Raw genomic sequence first — 19,022 nt, 5'->3', positions numbered from 1 at the left:
CCTCGAATAGCACGAAGCCTGGCCGAGGCCAGGCTTCGTCGACAGAAACCCGTTAGTACGTAGGAAAGTTCAGTACGAACGTTCCTACAACTCCGGCTGCTGCCTTTTTACCATCTCTTGCTTAGCCGCGAAACTCGGCACGACCGCGGTAAACCGCTTTGGCGCCCAGTTGCTCTTCGATGCGCAGCAGCTGGTTGTACTTGGAAACGCGGTCGGAACGGCACAGCGAGCCCGTCTTGATCTGGCCAGCAGCAGTACCCACAGCCAGGTCGGCAATGGTCGAGTCTTCGGTTTCACCGGAACGGTGCGAGATCACTGCAGTGTAACCAGCAGCCTTGGCCATCTGGATGGCTTCCAGGGTTTCGGTCAGCGAGCCGATCTGGTTGAACTTGATCAGGATCGAGTTACCGATGCCCTTCTCGATGCCTTCCTTGAGGATCTTGGTGTTGGTCACGAACAGGTCGTCACCGACCAGCTGGACTTTTTCACCGATCTTGTCAGTGAGGATTTTCCAGCCAGCCCAGTCGGACTCGTCCAGGCCGTCTTCGATCGAAATGATCGGGAAACGCTCGGTCAGGCCTTTCAGGTAGTCGGCGAAGCCTTCGGCGTCGAACGACTTGCCTTCGCCGGACAGGTTGTACTTGCCGTCTTCGTAGAATTCGGAAGCCGCGCAGTCCAGGGCCAGGGTCACGTCGGTGCCCAGCTTGTAGCCGGCTTTTTCGACAGCTTCAGCGATGGCTCCCAGGGCGTCTTCGTTGGATGCCAGGTTAGGGGCGAAACCACCTTCATCACCTACGGCGGTGTTCAGGCCACGGGCCTTCAGGACGGCCTTGAGGTGGTGGAAGATTTCGGTACCCATGCGCAGGCCGTCAGAGAAGGTCTTGGCGCCAACCGGCTGAACCATGAACTCCTGGATGTCGACGTTGTTGTCGGCGTGCTCGCCACCGTTGATGATGTTCATCATCGGAACCGGCATCGAGTACTGGCCCGGGGTGCCGTTCAGGTTGGCGATGTGCGCGTACAGCGGCAGGTCCAGGTCCTGGGCAGCAGCTTTGGCGGCAGCCAGGGAAACAGCCAGGATGGCGTTGGCGCCCAGCTTGGCCTTGTTCTCGGTACCGTCCAGTTCGATCATGGCGCGGTCCAGAGCCTTCTGGTCGGAAGGATCCTTGCCCAGCAGCAGGTCACGGATCGGACCGTTGATGTTGGCGACAGCCTTCAGCACGCCCTTGCCCAGGTAACGGCTCTTGTCGCCATCACGCAGCTCCAGCGCTTCGCGCGAGCCGGTAGAAGCACCGGACGGCGCGCAAGCGCTGCCGATGATGCCGTTGTCGAGCAGTACATCGGCTTCCACAGTGGGGTTGCCACGCGAATCGAGAACTTCACGACCTTTGATGTCGACGATTTTTGCCATTGTTGTAAGCACTCCAGAATTTGACGAAAACAACTTAGCTTAGGAAATTCTTGCCGTTCACCGGGCGAACTTGCTTTGGGCAGGCCTGATGAAGGGAGCCCCTGACCGACTGGTCAGGGGTGGATCGGGCGGTACTTTACCCGAGAAATGAGCTTTACGCGGTTTCTACCGTCGGAAAACTTTTCACCAGGTCGTCCAATTGCTTGAGCTGGACCAGGAACGGCTCCAGTTTATCCAGGCGCAGGGCGCATGGGCCATCGCACTTGGCGTTGTCCGGGTCGGGGTGGGCTTCGAGGAAAAGCCCGGCCAGGCCCTGACTCATGCCGGCCTTGGCCAGGTCAGTGACCTGGGCCCGACGACCGCCGGCGGAATCGGCGCGGCCACCCGGCATCTGCAGGGCGTGGGTCACGTCGAAGAACACCGGGTACTCGAACTGCTTCATGATGCCGAAGCCCAGCATGTCGACCACCAGGTTGTTGTAGCCGAAGCTCGAACCACGTTCGCAGAGTATCAACTGGTCGTTACCGGCCTCTTCGCACTTGGCCAGGATGTGTTTCATTTCCTGAGGTGCGAGGAACTGAGCCTTCTTGATGTTGATCACCACGCCGGTCTTGGCCATGGCCACCACCAGGTCAGTCTGCCGCGACAGGAAAGCCGGCAGCTGGATGATGTCGCATACCTTGGCGACGGGCTCGGCCTGGTAAGGCTCGTGCACGTCGGTGATCACCGGCACGTTGAAGGTGCGCTTGATCTCTTCGAAGATCTTCAGCCCCTCTTCCATGCCAGGGCCACGGTAGGACGTTACCGACGAACGGTTGGCCTTGTCGAAACTGGCCTTGAACACGTACGGGATACCGAGCTTCTCGGTAACCCGCACGTACTCTTCGCAGACCTTCATCGCCAGGTCACGGGATTCCAGAACGTTCATGCCGCCGAACAGGACGAACGGCTTGTCGTTGGCGATCTCGATGTTACCGACGCGAATGATCTTCTGGGTCATCGATCAGGCCTTGTTCTTCTGAGCCAGGGCTGCCTTGACGAAACCACTGAACAGCGGGTGGCCGTCACGCGGGGTGGAGGTGAACTCCGGGTGGAACTGGCAAGCGACGAACCACGGGTGATCCTTGGACTCGACCACTTCCACCAGCGCGCCGTCTTCGGAACGGCCGGAAACCACCAGACCAGCGTCCACCAATTGTGGCAGCAGGTTGTTGTTCACTTCGTAGCGGTGACGGTGACGCTCGGTGATCACGTCCTTGCCGTAGCAGTCGTGCACCTTGGAACCGGCAGCCAGCTGGCAGTCCTGTGCGCCCAGGCGCATGGTGCCGCCCAGGTCGGAAGCCTCGTCGCGGGTCTCGACGGCACCGGTGGCATCGGCCCACTCGGTGATCAGGCCGACCACTGGGTGGCCGCTGTTACGGTCGAACTCGGTGGAGTTGGCGTCTTTCCAGCCCATCACGTTACGGGCGAATTCGATGACGGCCACCTGCATGCCCAGGCAGATACCCAGGTACGGTACCTTGTTCTCACGGGCGTATTGCACCGCAGTGATCTTGCCTTCCACACCGCGCAGGCCGAAACCGCCCGGTACCAGGATGGCATCGGCGCCTTCGAGCAGGCTGGTGCCCTGGTTCTCGATGTCTTCCGAATCGATGTAGCGCAGGTTGACCTTGGTCCGGTTGGTGATGCCGGCGTGGCTCATCGCTTCGATCAGCGACTTGTACGCATCCAGCAGCTCCATGTATTTGCCGACCATGGCGATGGTCACTTCGTGCTCCGGGTTGAGCTTGGCATCGACCACCTTGTCCCACTCGGACAGGTCGGCGCCATTGCACTGCAGGCCGAAGCGCTCGACGACGAAGTCGTCCAGGCCCTGAGCATGCAGCACGCCCGGGATCTTGTAGATGGTGTCGACGTCTTCCAGCGAAATCACCGCACGCTCTTCAACGTTGGTGAACAGCGCGATCTTGCGACGCGACGAAGCATCGACCGGGTGGTCGGAGCGGCAGATCAGCACATCAGGCTGCAGGCCGATGGAGCGCAGCTCCTTGACCGAGTGCTGGGTCGGCTTGGTCTTGGTTTCGCCAGCGGTGGCGATGTACGGGACCAGGGTCAGGTGCATCAGCATGGCACGCTTGGAACCCACTTCGACACGCAGCTGGCGAATCGCCTCGAGGAACGGCTGCGACTCGATATCACCCACGGTACCGCCGATTTCCACCAGGGCCACGTCGGCATCGCCGGCACCCTTGATGATGCGACGCTTGATTTCGTCGGTGATGTGCGGGATGACCTGGATGGTCGCGCCCAGGTAATCACCACGACGCTCTTTGCGCAGCACGTGCTCGTAGATACGGCCGGTGGTGAAGTTGTTGTTCTGGGTCATGGTGGTGCGGATGAACCGCTCGTAGTGACCCAGGTCGAGGTCGGTCTCGGCGCCATCGTGGGTGACGAACACTTCACCGTGCTGGAACGGGCTCATGGTGCCCGGGTCGACGTTGATGTACGGATCCAGCTTGAGCATGGTGACCTTCAGGCCCCGCGCTTCCAGGATGGCCGCCAGGGAAGCCGAGGCAATGCCTTTCCCCAATGAAGAAACAACACCGCCCGTGACGAATATGTAGCGCGTCATGAAAAACCCTAGAAGTCTGCGTTAAGGCGGCCAGCGCCGCCGGAGAAAGCGAAGGAAGGCCGAAGCCCCCGATCACCTGCGTCAATCACAGTGCATCTCGAAAAACTGCCGCGTCTGTACAGCCAGGTTATACCCGGCATGGCGTTCGCTCGTCATTTCCAGAATCAGCTCGGCAAAAAACTGCTTGGTAATCGGCAACTCCTGTGTTTTCGCGGAACCCACAGAAGTTGTATCAAGAAGGGAGGGTAGTCTACCGGAATGTACCCTTCAGCTCAAACCTTGCGCGTTCGTCGGTAACTGCCAGTGCAGTTGGCAATCCGCCTGCACCAGCCCGGGCAGGTTGGCCACCGCCAGCAGGCGTTCGCCGTGATACAGCAACGGAAGGCGCGAGCGCAGGAAATGCGGTACCTGCTGTTCGTTGAGCAGGCGCTTGAGGTCCCGCCGGCCACGGCCGGGAACCTCTAGCATTTCACCACCCTGACGGTAGGCAATGCGCAACCCGCTCGGCACGGCTGCGCCAACAAGACGCACGCAACCATTGCCCGGCAACCGCAACGGCCCATCAGGGTCGGGCCAGGCCAGCGAGCCAGCCGGTTGCTGTAGCCAATCACCGCTCAGCCACCAGATGCGCCCGTGGCTACGCACCAACCGTCCATCGGCAAGCCGCCAGACTGGCCGGGCATCGGCAGCGGCATCGCGCAGGTCTGCCCAGCCGGCCCAGTGCCGGGTATCGGGCAAACGGGTGCGCTGGCTCAGCCAGTACTGCAAGGCATTGCGCTGACGGGCCGGCGATAACGCCAGCAGGGCGGCCAGGTCGAGGGAATCCAGCCCCGGCCAGGCGATGGGCGCCCCCTTGCCCGCAAGCGCCAGATCCTCTTGGGCCAGTTCGTCCAGCAAACCCAGCGCCTCGCCCAGATGCTCTGCTGCACGGGCTAAGTTCTGGCTGGCCTGTGGCCAACGTTGCTGCAAGTGCGGCATCACTTCGCCGCGCAGGTAGTTGCGGGCGAATTGTGTGTCGAGGTTTGACGGGTCTTCGATCCAGGTCAGCCCTTGGGCTTGCGCATAATCCTGCAAATGTTGCCGGGAACAGGCCAGTAACGGCCTGACCAGGCTGCCCTGCCCCAGCGCCCGCTGCCCCGGCATTGCCGCCAGGCCCCGCAGGCCGGCACCGCGCAACAGGCGGAACAGCAGGGTCTCGGCCTGGTCGTCGCGGTGCTGGCCGGTGAACAGGATATCGCCCGGGCCGAGCACTTGCCTGAAGGCGGCATAGCGGGCATCTCGGGCCGCCTGTTCCAGGCTGGCGCCTGGGGAGACCTGGACGTGGATGACCTGAAGTTCAACGTCGAAATTGTCGCAGATGGCCTGGCAGTGGGCGGGCCAGGCGTCGGCAGCAGCTTGCAGGCCGTGGTGGATATGGATGGCGCGCAGCGGGGGGGATGCGTGGTTGCGGGCGTATTCGGCCAGCAGGTGCAGGAGGACGGTGGAATCGAGGCCGCCGGAGAAGGCGACGTACCAGGTGGGGGCGTTGAGCCAAGGAGTGAGGTTGATCATCTAGCCCTCGCTCGATTCCAGAAAGCATTCGCGGGCATGCCCGCTCCCACACGTACGGCGCAAGCCTCAAGGGCAGCGCAATACCTGTAGGAGCGGGTTTACCCGCGAACACCGGCGAAGCCGGTGCCATCAATCACAAGGACCGCAAAACGGCCCCCGGGGCAAATCAGAATCAGAGGCCGTAGCTCATCAGGCGCTCGTAGCGACGAGCCAGCAGCGCATCGTTGTCGAACTTGCCGAGCATGTCCAACTGCTGCACCAGATCGGCACGGATGCTTTCGGACATCTTGGCCGGGTCACGGTGGGCGCCGCCCAGCGGCTCCTGGATGACCTTGTCGACAATGTTCAGGCTCTTCAGACGCTCGGCGGTGATGCCCATGGCCTCGGCCGCGTCTGCTGCTTTATCGGCAGTTTTCCACAGAATCGAGGCACAGCCTTCCGGCGAGATAACCGAGTAGGTGGAGTACTGCAGCATGTTCAGTTGGTCGCACACGCCAATGGCCAGTGCACCACCGGAACCACCCTCACCAATCACGGTAGCGATGATCGGGGTTTTCAGGCGTGCCATGACCCGCAGGTTCCAGGCGATGGCTTCACTCTGGTTGCGCTCTTCGGCGTCGATGCCCGGGTAGGCGCCCGGCGTGTCGATGAAGGTCAGGATCGGCATCTTGAAGCGCTCGGCCATTTCCATCAGGCGGCAGGCCTTGCGGTAGCCTTCCGGGCGCGGCATGCCGAAGTTGCGACGCACTTTCTCGCGCACTTCACGGCCCTTCTGGTGGCCAATGACCATGACCGGCTTGCCGTCCAGACGCGCAGTACCACCCACGATGGCGGCGTCGTCAGAGAAGTGACGGTCCCCGTGCAGCTCTTCGAACTCGGTGAAGATGTGCTCCAGGTAGTCCAGGGTGTAAGGACGACGCGGGTGACGGGCCAGGCGGGCGATCTGCCAGCTGGTCAGGTTGCCGAAGATGCTTTCGGTCAGGGTGTTGCTCTTGTCTTGCAGACGGGCAATTTCATCGCTGATGTTCAGCGAGTTGTCGTTGCCCACCAGGCGCAGGCCTTCGATCTTGGCTTGCAGGTCGGCAATCGGCTGTTCGAAGTCGAGGAAATTCGGGTTCATAGTCATCCGTCTTGGGTCTACGGCCAGGCGGCCGGCCGGTTGATCCGTTTGGCGCCATACCTTAAGGGATCAGGCGCATTCAGGTCGAGATTAAATTTTTGTCGGTTCAACGATATTGCAGGAAGACGTTCTCACGCCCGAACTGGTCACGCAGCGCCTGAATCAGCCCATCGGCCGGGTCGATCGCCCACTGCTCGCCAAACTGCAGCATGGCCTTGGCGTCGCTGCCGGTGTACTCCAGCGTGATCGGGCAAGCACCGCGATGGCGGGTGATCAGCTCGCCCAGCCACTTCAGCCGGTCGCCCTTCAGTGCGTCGTGCGCCACCTTCAGGCGCAGGCTCTCGGCCAGCTTGGTGCGTGCGTCTTCCATGGTCATCACCTGCTTCACCCGCAGACGCAAGCCCCCGGAGAAGTCGTCATTGCTGACCTCGCCTTCCACCACCACCATGGCATCGGTCTGCAGCAAGGACTGTGCCGCCATGAAGGCATCGGCAAACAGCGATGCCTCGATCCGTCCGGAACGGTCATCCAGGGTGACGAAGCCCATCTTGTCGCCCTTCTTGTTCTTCATCACCCGCAAGGCAATGATCATGCCCGCGATGGTCTGGGTTTCGCGCGACGGCTTGAGGTCGACGATGCGCTGGCGGGCGAAGCGGCGGATCTCGGTCTCGTACTCGTCGATCGGGTGGCCGGTGAGGTACAGGCCAAGGGTGTCTTTCTCCCCCTTCAGACGCTCCTTGAGGGTGAGCTCGCGCACCTTGCGATGGTTGGCATAGACGTCGACATCTGCCGCGTCGAACATGCTGCCGAACAGGTCGACATGACCACTGTCAGCGGTATGCGCAGCCTGCTCGGCTGCCTTGATGGCCTCGCCCAGCGCCGACAGCAAGGTTGCCCGGTTGATGTCGATGTTGGCGTGGTAGGCCTTGATCTCGTCATGGAAGTGCGGGCCAAGGCGGTCCAGCGCGCCACTGCGCACCAGCGCATCAAGGGTACGCTTGTTGACCCGCTTGAGGTCGATGCGTTCACAGAAATCGAACAGGTCCTTGAACGGACCGCCTTGGGCACGCGCCTCGACAATCGCCTCCACCGGGCCTTCGCCGACACCCTTGATGGCGCCAAGGCCGTAGACGATACGGCCGTCGTTGTTGACGGTGAACTTGAAGTCCGAAAAGTTCACGTCCGGCGCGTCTAGGCGCAGCTTCATGCTGCGCACCTCCTCCACCAGCACCACTACCTTGTCGGTGTTGTGCATATCCGCCGACAGGACCGCAGCCATGAACGGCGCCGGGTAGTGGGTTTTCAGCCAGGCGGTCTGGTACGACACCAGGCCATAGGCGGCGGAGTGGGATTTGTTGAAGCCGTAGCCCGCGAACTTCTCTACCAGGTCGAAGATGTTACCGGCGAGGTCCGCATCGATATTGTTGGCTACGCAACCTTCGATGAAACCACCGCGCTGCTTGGCCATTTCCTCGGGCTTTTTCTTACCCATGGCCCGGCGCAGCATGTCGGCGCCACCCAGGGTGTAACCCGCCATGACCTGGGCGATCTGCATCACCTGTTCCTGGTACAGGATGATGCCGTAGGTCGGCGCCAGTACCGGCTTGAGGCCTTCGTACTGGTAGTCGGAGTGCGGGTAGGCCAGCTCGGCGCGGCCGTGCTTGCGGTTGATGAAGTCGTCCACCATGCCCGATTGCAGCGGGCCCGGGCGGAACAGCGCAACCAGTGCGATCAGGTCTTCCAGGCAGTCGGGCTTGAGCTTCTTGATCAGCTCCTTCATGCCACGCGATTCAAGCTGGAACACCGCCGTGGTTTCGGCCTTCTGCAGCAGCTCGTAAGTCTTGCGGTCGTCCAGCGGGATGAAGTCGATGTTGAGGTCGGGCAGGTTCTTCTTGGCCTGCTCGCGGTTGATGATCTCCATCGCCCACTTGATGATGGTCAAGGTACGCAGGCCGAGGAAGTCGAACTTCACCAGGCCGGCGGCCTCGACGTCATCCTTGTCGAACTGGGTTACCAGGCCACCACCCTCTTCATCACAGGCGATCGGCGAAAAGTCGGTGAGCTTGGTCGGTGCGATAACCACACCACCGGCGTGCTTGCCGGTACCCCGGGTCACACCCTCCAGCTTCAGGGCCATGTCCCAGATTTCACGGGCGTCTTCGTCGCCCTTGAGGAAGTCACGCAGGATTTCTTCCTGCTCGTAGGCCTTCTCCAGGGTCATGCCCACTTCGAAGGGGATCATCTTCGACAGGCGGTCGGCCAGGCCATAGGATTTGCCTTGCACCCGCGCCACGTCACGCACCACCGCCTTGGCGGCCATGGTACCGAAGGTGATGATCTGGCTCACCGCATTACGGCCGTACGCCTCGGCCACGTAGTCGATCACCCGGTCACGGCCGTCCATGCAGAAGTCGACGTCGAAGTCGGGCATGGAAACACGTTCAGGGTTGAGGAAGCGCTCGAACAGCAGGTCGTAGGCCAGCGGGTCGAGATCGGTGATCTTCAGTACATAGGCCACCAGCGAGCCAGCGCCCGAACCGCGGCCCGGGCCAACCGGTACGTCGTTGTTCTTGGCCCACTTGATGAAGTCCATAACAATCAGGAAGTAACCGGGGAAGCCCATCTGGATGATGATGTCCAGTTCGAACTTCAGGCGGTCCAGGTAAACCTGACGCTTTTCTTCGTAATTGGGCGTGGTTTCTTTCGGCCACAGCACGGCCAGGCGCTCTTCCAGGCCTTCGTGGGCCACATGCCGCAGGTAGTCGTCGATGCCCATGCCGTTGGGCGTGGGGAAGTCAGGCAGGAAGTACTTGCCCAGCTGCACCTGGATGTTGCAGCGCTTGGCAATTTCAACGGTGTTGGCGATGGCGTCGGGCAGGTCACTGAAGAGCTCGGCCATTTCCTCGGCCGACTTCAGGTACTGCTGGTCGCTGTAGCAACGCGGACGTCGCGGGTCGTCGAGGGTCCAGCCCTCGCCGATACAGACGCGGGTCTCGTGGGCGTCGAAGTCCGCCTGCTTGATGAAACGTACGTCGTTGGTAGCCACCAGCGGGGCGCCAAGCTTGTCGGCCAATGCCACCGCCGCGTGCACGTATTCTTCGTCGCGTGCGCGATTGGTGCGCTGCACTTCAACGTAGAAGCGCTCGGGGAACATGCCCATCCAGTCTTGAAGAAGCGCTTCGGCTTCGTCTTGCCGACCCGCCAGCAGCGCCATGCCAATGTCGCCTTCCTTGCCCGCGGACAGGGCAATCAGGCCCTCGCTGGCCGGGGCGATCCATTCACGCTGGAGGATGACCAGGCCGTTGCGCTGGCCATCGGTCCAGCCGCGCGAGATCAGTTCGGTGAGGTTGCGATAGCCCTTGGGGTCCATGGCCAGGAAACAGATGCGCGACAGCGGGGCTTCCGGGTCGGCACCGGCCAGCCACAGGTCGGCACCGCAGATCGGCTTGATGCCGGCGCCCATGGCAGTCTTGTAGAACTTCACCAGCGAGCACATGTTGCTCTGATCGGTGATCGCGACCGCCGGCATGTTCATCCCGGTCAGCGCCTTGGCCAGCGGTTTGATCCGCACCAGGCCGTCGACCAGCGAGAATTCGGAGTGGACGCGCAGGTGAACGAAGGGAACCGACATGGAAGATCCTGTAGCAGAGCTTAACGACAAGGGCGGGATTGTAGCCTAACTAGGGGCTTTTTTTGGGCCTGCTTTGCAGCCCTTCGTGGGCACGCCCGCTCCCACAGGTACGGCCCCGCCGCTCAGACCGATGAATCCTGTGAGAGCGGGCGTGCCCGCCAAGGGCCGCGAAGCGGCCCCAATAGGTCAGATCAGGGAATCGGTGACGCCTTCGCGCGCTTCCCAAGCCGCCCGCACCGGGGCGAAGGAACGCCGATGAATGGGCGTAGGCCCAAGGCGCGCCAAGGCCTCGAGATGCACCGGGGTCGGGTAGCCCTTGTGCCCGCCAATGCCATAACCCGGGTAGATCAGTTCGAACGCACTCATCTCCCGATCACGGGTCACCTTGGCCAGGATCGATGCCGCCGCAATGGCCGGCACCTGGCTATCCCCCTTGACCACCGGTGCTGCCGGCACCGCCAGCTTCGGGCAGCGATTGCCATCGATCAGGGCCAGCTTCGGCGTAATGTGCAAGCCCTCCACTGCCCGCTGCATGGCCAGCATGGTGGCTTGCAGGATGTTCAGGCTGTCGATTTCCTCGACTTCGGCGCGGGCGATGCAGAAGCTCAAGGCCTTTTCGCAGATCTCGTCGAACAGCGCCTCACGCCTGATTTCGGTGAGTTTCTTCGAATCGTTCAGACCGAGAATCGGCCGCGCGGGATCAAGAATCACTGCCGCCGTTACCACCGCGCCGCACAGCGGGCCACGGCCCACTTCGTCAACGCCGGCGACCAGGTCTTCTACCAGGTTGAAGTCCAGTCCAATTTGCATGTCAGCGGTCCTTGAGCAGGGCCAGTACCGCCTCGGCCGCCTGATTGGAGGCGTCACGGCGCAGGGTGCGGTGAATTTCGTCGAAACGTTCGGTCTGCTGGCTTCCATCGCGCACCAGCGGCGCCAGGGTGTTGGCCAGCGCTTCGCTGGTAGCGTCGTCCTGCAGCAACTCGGGCACCAGCTCTCGCTGGGCCAGCAGGTTCGGCAATGACACGTAAGGGCTTTTCACCAGACGCTTGAGAATCCAGAAGGTCAAGGGCGCCAGGCGGTACGCCACCACCATCGGCCGCTTGTACAGCAACGCCTCGAGGGTGGCGGTGCCCGAGGCGATCAGCACCGCGTCACAGGCCGCCAGGGCCTGGTGTGACTGGCCATCGAGCAGGGTCAGCGGCAGTTGGCGCCCTTCAAGCATCTGTTCGATCTGGGCGCGCCGCGTGGCGTTGGCGCAGGGCAACACGAAGCGCACACCCGGCACTTGTTGGCTGAGGCGCTCGGCGGCGTCAAGGAACAACGCGCCCAGGCGCCCTACTTCGCCACCCCGGCTGCCCGGCATCAGCGCCACCACCGGCCCCTCGCCCAGGCCCAGCGCGGCGCGCGCGGCCGGGCGGTCGGCTTCAAGCGGTATGGTGTCTGCCAGCGGGTGGCCGACAAAACGCACTGGCACACCCTGCTCTTCGTAGAACCGCGCCTCGAACGGCAGCAGCGTCAGCATCAGGTCGCAGCCTTCGCGGATCTTCAGCACGCGCTTCTGCCGCCAGGCCCACACTGACGGGCTGACATAGTGCACGGTCTTGATCCCGGCCTGGCGCAGCCTCAGCTCGATGTTGAGGGTGAAGTCAGGGGCGTCGATGCCGATGAATACGTCGGGCTTTTCTTCGATCAGGGTCTGGATCAGCAGCTTGCGGCGCTTGAGCAGCTCGCGCAGGCGCCCCAGTACCTCGACCAGCCCCATGACGGCCAGGCGCTCCATGGGGAAATAGGATTGCAGGCCCTCGGCCTCCATCAAGGGGCCGCCAACCCCGATGAAACGCACGTCGGGGTGGCGCGCCTTGAGGGCACGCATCAAGCCTGAACCAAGGATATCGCCACTGGCCTCACCGGCGACCAGCGCTACGCAAAGCTGGGCCATATCAGCGCGTGATGCCGCGAGCGGAGCTCAGGATCGACTGACGGAACAGCTCGACCTCAGGGTGTTGCGTGGCCGGTTCGGCCAGCTCCTTGATCGCGTCTTCGACGGTCAGGCCCTGACGGTAGACAATCTTGTAGCAACGACGCAGCACATGGATCACCTCGTCGCTGAAACCGCGGCGGCGCATGCCCTCGAAGTTCATGCTGCGGGCTTCGGCGGGGCTGCCGAACACGGTAACGAAGGCCGGAACGTCCTTGCCAATGGCCGTGCCCATGCCGGAAAACGCGTGGGCGCCAATATGGCAGTACTGGTGAACCAGGGTGTAACCGGACAGGATCGCCCAGTCACCCACATGTACATGACCTGCCAACGCCGTGTTGTTGACCAGGATGCAGTGGTTGCCGATGACACTGTCGTGGCCAATGTGGGCATAGGCCATGATCAGGTTATGGTCACCCACGGTGGTTTCCGCGCGGTCCTGAACAGTACCGCGGTGGATGGTCACCCCTTCGCGAATCACATTGTGATCGCCGATCACCAGGCGCGTCGGCTCACCCTTGTACTTAAGGTCCGGGGTGTCTTCACCGATAGAGGAAAACTGAAAGATACGGTTGTGCTTGCCGATGCGGGTCGGGCCTTTGAGCACAACATGCGGGCCGATAACGGTGCCCTCCCCGATTTCTACATCAGGGCCAACGATCGACCAAGGGCCGACCTCGACGCCGTCGGCCAGCTTGGCCGACGGATCGATAATGGCCCGAGGATCAATCGAATTCATAGGGAGCGTTCCGCGCAGGTGATTTCTGCCGAGCAGACCGGCTTGCCATCGACAAGGGCGCGGCACTCGAACTTCCAGATCATGCTTTTACGGCTGAGGAACTTGGCTTCCAGCACAAGCTGGTCACCCGGCAGAACCGGCTGACGGAAACGCAGTTTGTCGGAACCGACAAAGTAGTACAGGGTGCCATCGGCCGGCTTGGCATCGAGCATCTTGAAACCAAGGATGCCGGCCGCCTGGGCCATGGCTTCGATGATCAGGACACCCGGCATGATCGGGTGTGCCGGGAAGTGGCCATTGAAAAACGGCTCATTGATGCTGACATTCTTGTAGGCACGAATGCTCTGGGCCTCGAAGTCCAGATCCGTCACACGGTCTACCAGCAGAAACGGGTAGCGGTGAGGCAGGTATTCGCGAATCTCGTTGATGTCCATCATTTCGGTGGGGAAGCCTGTAATAAGAATAGGGAGCGCAGGTGCTGACCACACGCTCCTTTTGCAATCCAAAGAGGAGCCAGCTAGCGACTGTTCACTCTTGCTCAGGGAATGGTATCAGCCTTCTGATGTCGGCAGGCCACCTGAGGTCACGGTATCGACGCGTTTTTCCAGCTGCTGGAGACGCTTGGCCATGTCGTCCAGGTGGCGGATACGCGCGGCGCTCTTGCGCCAGTCAGCCAGCGGCTGCATGGCAGTGCCGGAAGAATAGGAACCCGGTTCAGTGATCGAACGGGTAACCATGGTCATTCCGGAAACGAAAACGTTATCGCAAATATCGATGTGCCCAACCAGCCCCACACCCCCGGCCAGCATGCAGTGCTTGCCGATGCGCGTGCTGCCGGAGATTCCGACGCAAGCGGCCATGGCAGTGTGATCACCGATCTGCACGTTGTGAGCGATCTGGATCTGGTTATCCAGCTTGACCCCGTCGCCGATCCGGGTGTCGGACAGCGCGCCACGGTCAACAGCAGTATTGACGCCGATCTCCACGTCATCACCAATGGTGACACCGCCGATCTGCGCAATCTTGCGCCAGACGCCCTTCTCGTTGGCAAAGCCGAAGCCCTCGCCGCCGATCACGGCACCCGACTGGATGACCACACGCTTACCGATGGTCACGTCGTGATACAGCGTGACCCGCGGTGCCAGCCAACCACCTTCACCGACCACACTGCGGGCACCGATGAAGCAGTGTGCGCCGATGCTGACGTTGGCGCCGATGCGCGCACCACTTTCGATGACCGCGAACGGCCCGATGCTGGCGCTGGCGTCCACCTGGGCATCTTCCGCCACCACGGCGCTGGGATGTATTCCCGCCTCAGCCTTGGGTTTGGGATCGAACAGGTGGGAAATCCGCGCGTAAGCCAGGTACGGGTCCGCCACGATCAGGGTATTGCCGGCAAAGCTTTCGGCATCCGCAGCCTTGAGCAGCACCGCGCCGGCCTGGCTGTTATCCAGGTACTTGCGGTACTGCGGGTTGGCGAGGAAGCTCAACTGCGTCGGGCCAGCCTCCTGCAAGGTGGCCAACCCGGTAATCTGCAGCGCCTCGGGCCCCTTGAGGGTAGCTCCGAGCACCTCGGCCAGCTGGCCTAGCGTCATGGTCACACTCATATCAACGGGCTTGGTTCATGCGCTCGATGACTTGGCGGGTGATGTCGTACTGAGGTTTGACATCGATGACCGCACCACGCTCGAGGACCAGGTCGTAGCCGCCCTTCTTGATCACTTCCTCGACAGCACCATCCAGCTTCGGCTTCAGTTGCTTGAGCATGTCGCGATCAGCAACGGCCTTGGCTTCGTTCAGTTCCTTGGACTGGAACTGGAAATCGCGGGCCTTTTGCTTGAACTCGAGCTCCAGGCGCTCACGCTCCTGCTGCTGCATCTTGTCGCCGCCCTTGATCAGGCGGTCCTGGATGCCCTTGGCACTGCTTTCCAGGCTTTTCAGCTTGGTCAGTTGCGGACCGAATTTCTTCTCGGCATCAACCGCATACTTCTTGGCGGCATCCGACTCGAGCAGGGCCATCTGGTAGTTCAGGACGGCAACCTTCATTTCGGCGAAAGCCGGGGTGGCGACCAGCGCCGCGGCCACTACGGCCAATTGAGCCAATTTACGCACGATGCACTCCTGGATAAACCGTTGTCATTAAGCAAGGGCCGACCTTAGAAGGTCTGGCCCAGAGAGAATTGGAACACCTGGGTATCGGCATCGTCCGGCTTCTTGACCGGCATTGCCAGGCTGAAGCTCAGCGGGCCCAGTGCGGTAATCCAGGTCACGCCCAGGCCGACCGAACTGGCCATGCCCGAGAACCCGACCTTCTCGCAATCAGGTTTGTTGCCGCAATTGGTGTCGAACACGTTACCCACGTCCCAGAACACAGAGGTGCGCAGTGAACGCTGATCCTTGACGAACGGCAGCGGGAACAGCAGTTCGGCACCGCCTTGCACCAGCACGTTACCACCAAACGGCAACGGATCCTGATCCGGGTCGGCGATGGTGCCTGGCTTGCCACCTGCGGCCTCGCCGATGCTCGGGGTACTGCGCGGGCCCAGGCTGCTGTCCTTGAAGCCACGGACGGAGTTGAAACCACCCGCGAAATAGTTCTCGTAGAACGGCAGGCCGGAGGTGCTGCCGTAACCATCACCATAGCCCAGCTCGGTATGCAGGCGCAGGGTGTAGTCGCTGGTGATCGGCTTGAACAGCTGGCCACGGTAGTCAAGCTTGAAGAACGACAGGTCGCTGCCCGGAACGGTGGACTCCAGGGTCAGGCTTTGCGAGTGACCACGGGTGGCCAGTACGCCTTTGTTCAGGGTCGACTCGGACCAACCGATCGAGGCCTTGAAGTTCAGGAAGTTGTCACCCTCCTGCTCGAGGAAATCGAAGATCTCGTCGACGGTGTATTTGCCGGTCTTGATCTTGTCCTGCTGCACGCTCAGGCCGTAGGTCAGGCGCGAGGTTTCGCTGATCGGGTAGCCCAGGCTGACGCCGGCACCGTAGCTGTCCACCGCATAGCTGGCAACGTCGACGTCGAGGTCGTCGTAATCGGTGCTGCGGTAGAAGGCGTTGTAGCCCAGGCTGACGCCATCGGCGGTGAAGTAGGGATCAACGAAACCGAAGTTGTAACGGGTCTGGTATTCCGAACGGGTCAGGCCGATGGATACCTTGTTACCGGTACCGAGGAAGTTGCTCTGGCTGATCGAACCACCCAGGATCAGGCCGGCGCTCTGGGCGAAACCGACGCTGGCGGTGATCGAGCCGGAGGCCTGCTCTTCGACGCTGTAGTTGACGTCGACCTGGTCGTCGGTGCCAGGCACCTGCGGGGTCTCGACGTTGACTTCCTTGAAGAAGCCCAGGCGCTCAAGACGGGTCTTGGACTGGTCGATCAGGTAGGTCGACGCCCAGCCGCCTTCCATCTGGCGCATTTCGCGACGCAGCACTTCGTCTTCGGTCTTGGTGTTGCCGCGGTAGTTGATGCGGTTGACGTAGGCACGCTTGCCCGGGTCGACCACGAACATGATGTCGACCGTGTGGTCCTGGTCGTTTGGTTGCGGCACGCCGTTGACGTTGGCGAAGGTGTAGCCTTCGTTACCCAGCCGGCGGGTGATCAGCTCGGACGTGGTGGTCATCACCTTGCGCGAGAATACCTGCCCCGGCTGCACCAGCAGCAGCGACTTGACCTGGTCTTCCGGCACCTTGAGGTCACCGGACAGCTTCACGTCGCGAACGGTGTATTTCTCGCCTTCGTTGATGTTGACGGTGATGTAGACGTGCTTCTTGTCCGGCGTGATGGACACCTGGGTGGAGGCGATGTCCATGTTGATGTAGCCGCGGTCCAGGTAGTAGGAACGCAGGCGCTCCAGGTCACCGGAGAGTTTTTCACGGGCGTACTTGTCGTCGTTCTTGAAGAACGACAGCCAGTTGGTGGTCTTCAGCTCGAACAGCTGACCCAGGGTCTCATCATCGAATACGTTGTTGCCCACGATGTTGATGTGCTGGATGGCGGCGACGGTGCCTTCGTTGATCTTGATCTTCAGCGCCACACGGTTGCGCGGCTGCGGCACCACTTCGGCGTCGACCTCGGCCGAGTAGCGCCCCTGGGCCACGTACTGGCGTTGCAGTTCGTTACGCACACCTTCGAGGGTGGCACGCTGGAAGATCTCGCCTTCGGCCAGGCCCGATTGCTTCAGGCCCTTCATCAGGTCTTCGGTGCTGATCGCCTTGTTGCCTTCAATCTCGATGCTCGACACCGACGGGCGCTCGACCACGTTGATGATCAGCACATTGCCATCGCGGCTCAACTGGATGTCCTGGAAGAACCCGGTCTTGAACAGGGAACGAGTCGAGTCCACCAGGCGGCGGTCGTCAGCCTGGTCGCCAACGTTCAGTGGCAAGGCACCGAACACACTGCCGGCGGAAACCCGCTGCAGGCCGTTGACGCGAATATCGGAGATGGTGAAGGACTCGGCGTGAACTTCAGCGATCATCAGTGCGGACATGACCGCAGTTAGCAGCAGACGTTTCATGAAGTCCTTTTATTCCAACTGGCAATAAACAACCTGCCGTCACAGAACGGCAGGTTCGCAATTGAGCGAAGCTTTATAGTCGACCCAGATCGTTGATCAGGGCGAGCAACATCACCCCTATGACCAAACTGATACCGATCTGAACCCCCCAACCTTGCACCCGATCCGACAGCGGACGACCGCGCGCCCACTCGACCAGGTAAAACAGCAAATGCCCCCCATCCAGTACTGGAATGGGCAGCAGGTTAAGAACCCCCAGGCTTATGCTCAGGTAGGCCAGGAAATTCAGGAAATCCCCCACGCCGGACTGGGCTGAAGCGCCCGCCACTTTAGCAATGGTTATCGGTCCACTCAAGTTTTTTACCGAGAGCTCCCCGAACAGCATTTTCTTCAGCGATTCAAGGGTCAGGACGCTCATGTTCCAGGTACGCGACAAGCTCTCACCCACCGCATCCAGCGGGCCGTAGCTGATTTCGCGGAGCATGTTGGCAGGCCATTCGCCACCTTTGACACCAGCGCCAAGATAGCCACCGACTGCCTTGCCCTCCCCCTTGCGGGCCAAGGTCACCGGCAGCTCCAGGGCAGCGCCGTCGCGCTCCACTCGCACCATGACCTTGGCATCCGGACGGGCGCGCACGCGGTCGACTACCTGCTGCCATTCGGTCACTGCCACATCATCCAGAGCCAGCAGCTTGTCACCGGTTTTCAAGCCCGCAGCGGCAGCCGGCCCCTTCGGATCGATCTCGGCCAGCACCGGGGTGATCGCCGGGCGCCAAGGGCGCAGCCCCAGGGATTGAATCGGGTCCGGCTCGTCGGCGCCCTTGAGCCAATTGTCCAGCTTGACCTGCAGCTGGCGCTCGGCGCTGGCGCCCTCATCGCGCACGCCAATCTGCAAGGTACCGCTCTCGCCCAGACGACGAACCAGCTGCAAATTGACCGCCGACCAACCGTTGGTCGGCTTGCCATCTACAGAAACAATTTCCTGACCTGCGGTCAGCCCTGCAGATGCTGCCAGGCTGCCACTGTCGACCACGCCGATAACCGGGCGGACTTGCTGGGTACCCAGCATCGCCAGCACCCAGAAAAACAGGATAGCCAGCAGAAAATTGGCGATCGGGCCTGCCGCGACAATCGCAATCCGCTGGCGCACCGACTTGCGGTTGAACGACTGCCCGGCCAGCGCCGGCGGCACATCGCCTTCGCGCTCGTCGAGCATCTTGACGTAGCCACCCAGAGGAATGGCCGCAACAACGAACTCGGTGCCGTGGCGGTCATGCCACCGCAGCAGCGGTGTACCGAACCCCACCGAGAAACGCAGCACCTTGACGCCGCAGCGGCGCGCCACCCAGAAGTGACCGAATTCGTGGAAAGTGACCAGCACACCCAGAGCCACGAGGGTGCCGATAATCATGTAGAGCGCTGTCATGTCCATCTCCGAATGAT

At 61.6% G+C, this 19,022-nt stretch carries 14 protein-coding genes; all 14 read right to left on the bottom strand.

Annotated features, from left to right (window positions below):
* Positions 1-121: 121 nt before the first annotated feature.
* Positions 122-1,411, bottom strand: coding sequence for a phosphopyruvate hydratase (gene eno / locus C4Q27_RS17890; RefSeq protein WP_064490979.1), 1,290 nt, complete (start codon positions 1,409-1,411; stop codon positions 122-124).
* A gap of 154 nt (positions 1,412-1,565) precedes the next feature.
* Positions 1,566-2,411, bottom strand: a complete 846-nt coding sequence (gene kdsA, locus C4Q27_RS17885) for a 3-deoxy-8-phosphooctulonate synthase (RefSeq protein WP_010952685.1) — start codon at positions 2,409-2,411, stop codon at positions 1,566-1,568.
* Positions 2,412-2,414: 3 nt separating this feature from the next.
* On the bottom strand, positions 2,415-4,043 hold the full coding sequence (locus C4Q27_RS17880) for a CTP synthase (RefSeq protein ID WP_012270851.1): 1,629 nt from the start codon (positions 4,041-4,043) through the stop codon (positions 2,415-2,417).
* Between the two features lie 267 nt (positions 4,044-4,310).
* Positions 4,311-5,594 carry a tRNA lysidine(34) synthetase TilS gene (gene tilS, locus C4Q27_RS17875; protein WP_104887138.1) on the bottom strand — a complete coding sequence of 428 codons (1,284 nt, stop codon included), beginning with the start codon at positions 5,592-5,594 and terminating at the stop codon, positions 4,311-4,313.
* 172 nt (positions 5,595-5,766) lie between these two features.
* Positions 5,767-6,714, bottom strand: coding sequence for an acetyl-CoA carboxylase carboxyltransferase subunit alpha (locus C4Q27_RS17865; protein ID WP_003252323.1), 948 nt, complete (start codon positions 6,712-6,714; stop codon positions 5,767-5,769).
* 106 nt (positions 6,715-6,820) lie between these two features.
* Positions 6,821-10,345 carry a DNA polymerase III subunit alpha gene (gene dnaE / locus C4Q27_RS17860; RefSeq protein WP_010952683.1) on the bottom strand — a complete coding sequence of 1,175 codons (3,525 nt, stop codon included), beginning with the start codon at positions 10,343-10,345 and terminating at the stop codon, positions 6,821-6,823.
* Between the two features lie 186 nt (positions 10,346-10,531).
* A complete protein-coding gene (gene rnhB / locus C4Q27_RS17855) occupies positions 10,532-11,155 on the bottom strand; it encodes a ribonuclease HII (RefSeq protein ID WP_104887137.1) in 624 nt (207 codons plus the stop codon).
* Between the two features lies 1 nt (position 11,156).
* A complete protein-coding gene (gene lpxB / locus C4Q27_RS17850; RefSeq protein WP_064490981.1) occupies positions 11,157-12,284 on the bottom strand; it encodes a lipid-A-disaccharide synthase in 1,128 nt (375 codons plus the stop codon).
* 1 nt (position 12,285) lies between these two features.
* Positions 12,286-13,062 (bottom strand): acyl-ACP--UDP-N-acetylglucosamine O-acyltransferase, encoded by a 777-nt coding sequence (gene lpxA / locus C4Q27_RS17845; protein ID WP_104887136.1) that lies wholly within the window; start codon positions 13,060-13,062, stop codon positions 12,286-12,288.
* Complete coding sequence (fabZ, locus tag C4Q27_RS17840) at positions 13,059-13,499, bottom strand: 3-hydroxyacyl-ACP dehydratase FabZ (RefSeq protein ID WP_003252314.1); 441 nt, start codon at positions 13,497-13,499, stop codon at positions 13,059-13,061. The genes lpxA and fabZ overlap by 4 nt, the downstream gene beginning before the upstream one ends.
* Positions 13,500-13,613: 114 nt before the next feature.
* Complete coding sequence (gene lpxD / locus C4Q27_RS17835) at positions 13,614-14,669, bottom strand: UDP-3-O-(3-hydroxymyristoyl)glucosamine N-acyltransferase (protein WP_104887135.1); 1,056 nt, start codon at positions 14,667-14,669, stop codon at positions 13,614-13,616.
* A 1-nt stretch (position 14,670) separates the two neighbouring features.
* On the bottom strand, positions 14,671-15,174 hold the full coding sequence (locus C4Q27_RS17830) for an OmpH family outer membrane protein (protein WP_003252311.1): 504 nt from the start codon (positions 15,172-15,174) through the stop codon (positions 14,671-14,673).
* A gap of 44 nt (positions 15,175-15,218) precedes the next feature.
* Entirely contained in the window at positions 15,219-17,579 is a 2,361-nt protein-coding gene (bamA, locus tag C4Q27_RS17825; RefSeq protein WP_003252308.1) for an outer membrane protein assembly factor BamA, read from the bottom strand.
* Positions 17,580-17,652: 73 nt separating this feature from the next.
* The gene (gene rseP / locus C4Q27_RS17820; RefSeq protein WP_064493154.1) at positions 17,653-19,005 is read right to left on the bottom strand and encodes an RIP metalloprotease RseP; all 1,353 of its coding nucleotides are present in this window, start codon (positions 19,003-19,005) and stop codon (positions 17,653-17,655) included.
* Positions 19,006-19,022: the final 17 nt, after the last annotated feature.

It is taken from the genome of Pseudomonas sp. SWI36 (genome assembly GCF_002948105.1).
Taxonomy (GTDB): Bacteria; Pseudomonadota; Gammaproteobacteria; order Pseudomonadales; family Pseudomonadaceae; genus Aquipseudomonas; species Aquipseudomonas alloputida.
The sequence above is the reverse complement of the archived record's forward strand: the minus strand, read 5'-3'. Positions and strand labels throughout refer to the sequence as shown.

Bases quoted from the DNA above. Each gene is read 5' to 3' on its own strand.
- eno (WP_064490979.1), bottom strand. From the start codon at position 1,411: ATGGCAAAAATCGTCGACATCAAAGGTCGTGAAGTTCTCGATTCGCGT.
- kdsA (WP_010952685.1), bottom strand. From the start codon at position 2,411: ATGACCCAGAAGATCATTCGCGTCGGTAACATCGAGATCGCCAACGAC.
- C4Q27_RS17880 (WP_012270851.1), bottom strand. From the start codon at position 4,043: ATGACGCGCTACATATTCGTCACGGGCGGTGTTGTTTCTTCATTGGGG.
- tilS (WP_104887138.1), bottom strand. From the start codon at position 5,594: ATGATCAACCTCACTCCTTGGCTCAACGCCCCCACCTGGTACGTCGCC.
- C4Q27_RS17865 (WP_003252323.1), bottom strand. From the start codon at position 6,714: ATGAACCCGAATTTCCTCGACTTCGAACAGCCGATTGCCGACCTGCAA.
- dnaE (WP_010952683.1), bottom strand. From the start codon at position 10,345: ATGTCGGTTCCCTTCGTTCACCTGCGCGTCCACTCCGAATTCTCGCTG.
- rnhB (WP_104887137.1), bottom strand. From the start codon at position 11,155: ATGCAAATTGGACTGGACTTCAACCTGGTAGAAGACCTGGTCGCCGGC.
- lpxB (WP_064490981.1), bottom strand. From the start codon at position 12,284: ATGGCCCAGCTTTGCGTAGCGCTGGTCGCCGGTGAGGCCAGTGGCGAT.
- lpxA (WP_104887136.1), bottom strand. From the start codon at position 13,062: ATGAATTCGATTGATCCTCGGGCCATTATCGATCCGTCGGCCAAGCTG.
- fabZ (WP_003252314.1), bottom strand. From the start codon at position 13,499: ATGATGGACATCAACGAGATTCGCGAATACCTGCCTCACCGCTACCCG.
- lpxD (WP_104887135.1), bottom strand. From the start codon at position 14,669: ATGAGTGTGACCATGACGCTAGGCCAGCTGGCCGAGGTGCTCGGAGCT.
- bamA (WP_003252308.1), bottom strand. From the start codon at position 17,579: ATGAAACGTCTGCTGCTAACTGCGGTCATGTCCGCACTGATGATCGCT.
- rseP (WP_064493154.1), bottom strand. From the start codon at position 19,005: ATGACAGCGCTCTACATGATTATCGGCACCCTCGTGGCTCTGGGTGTG.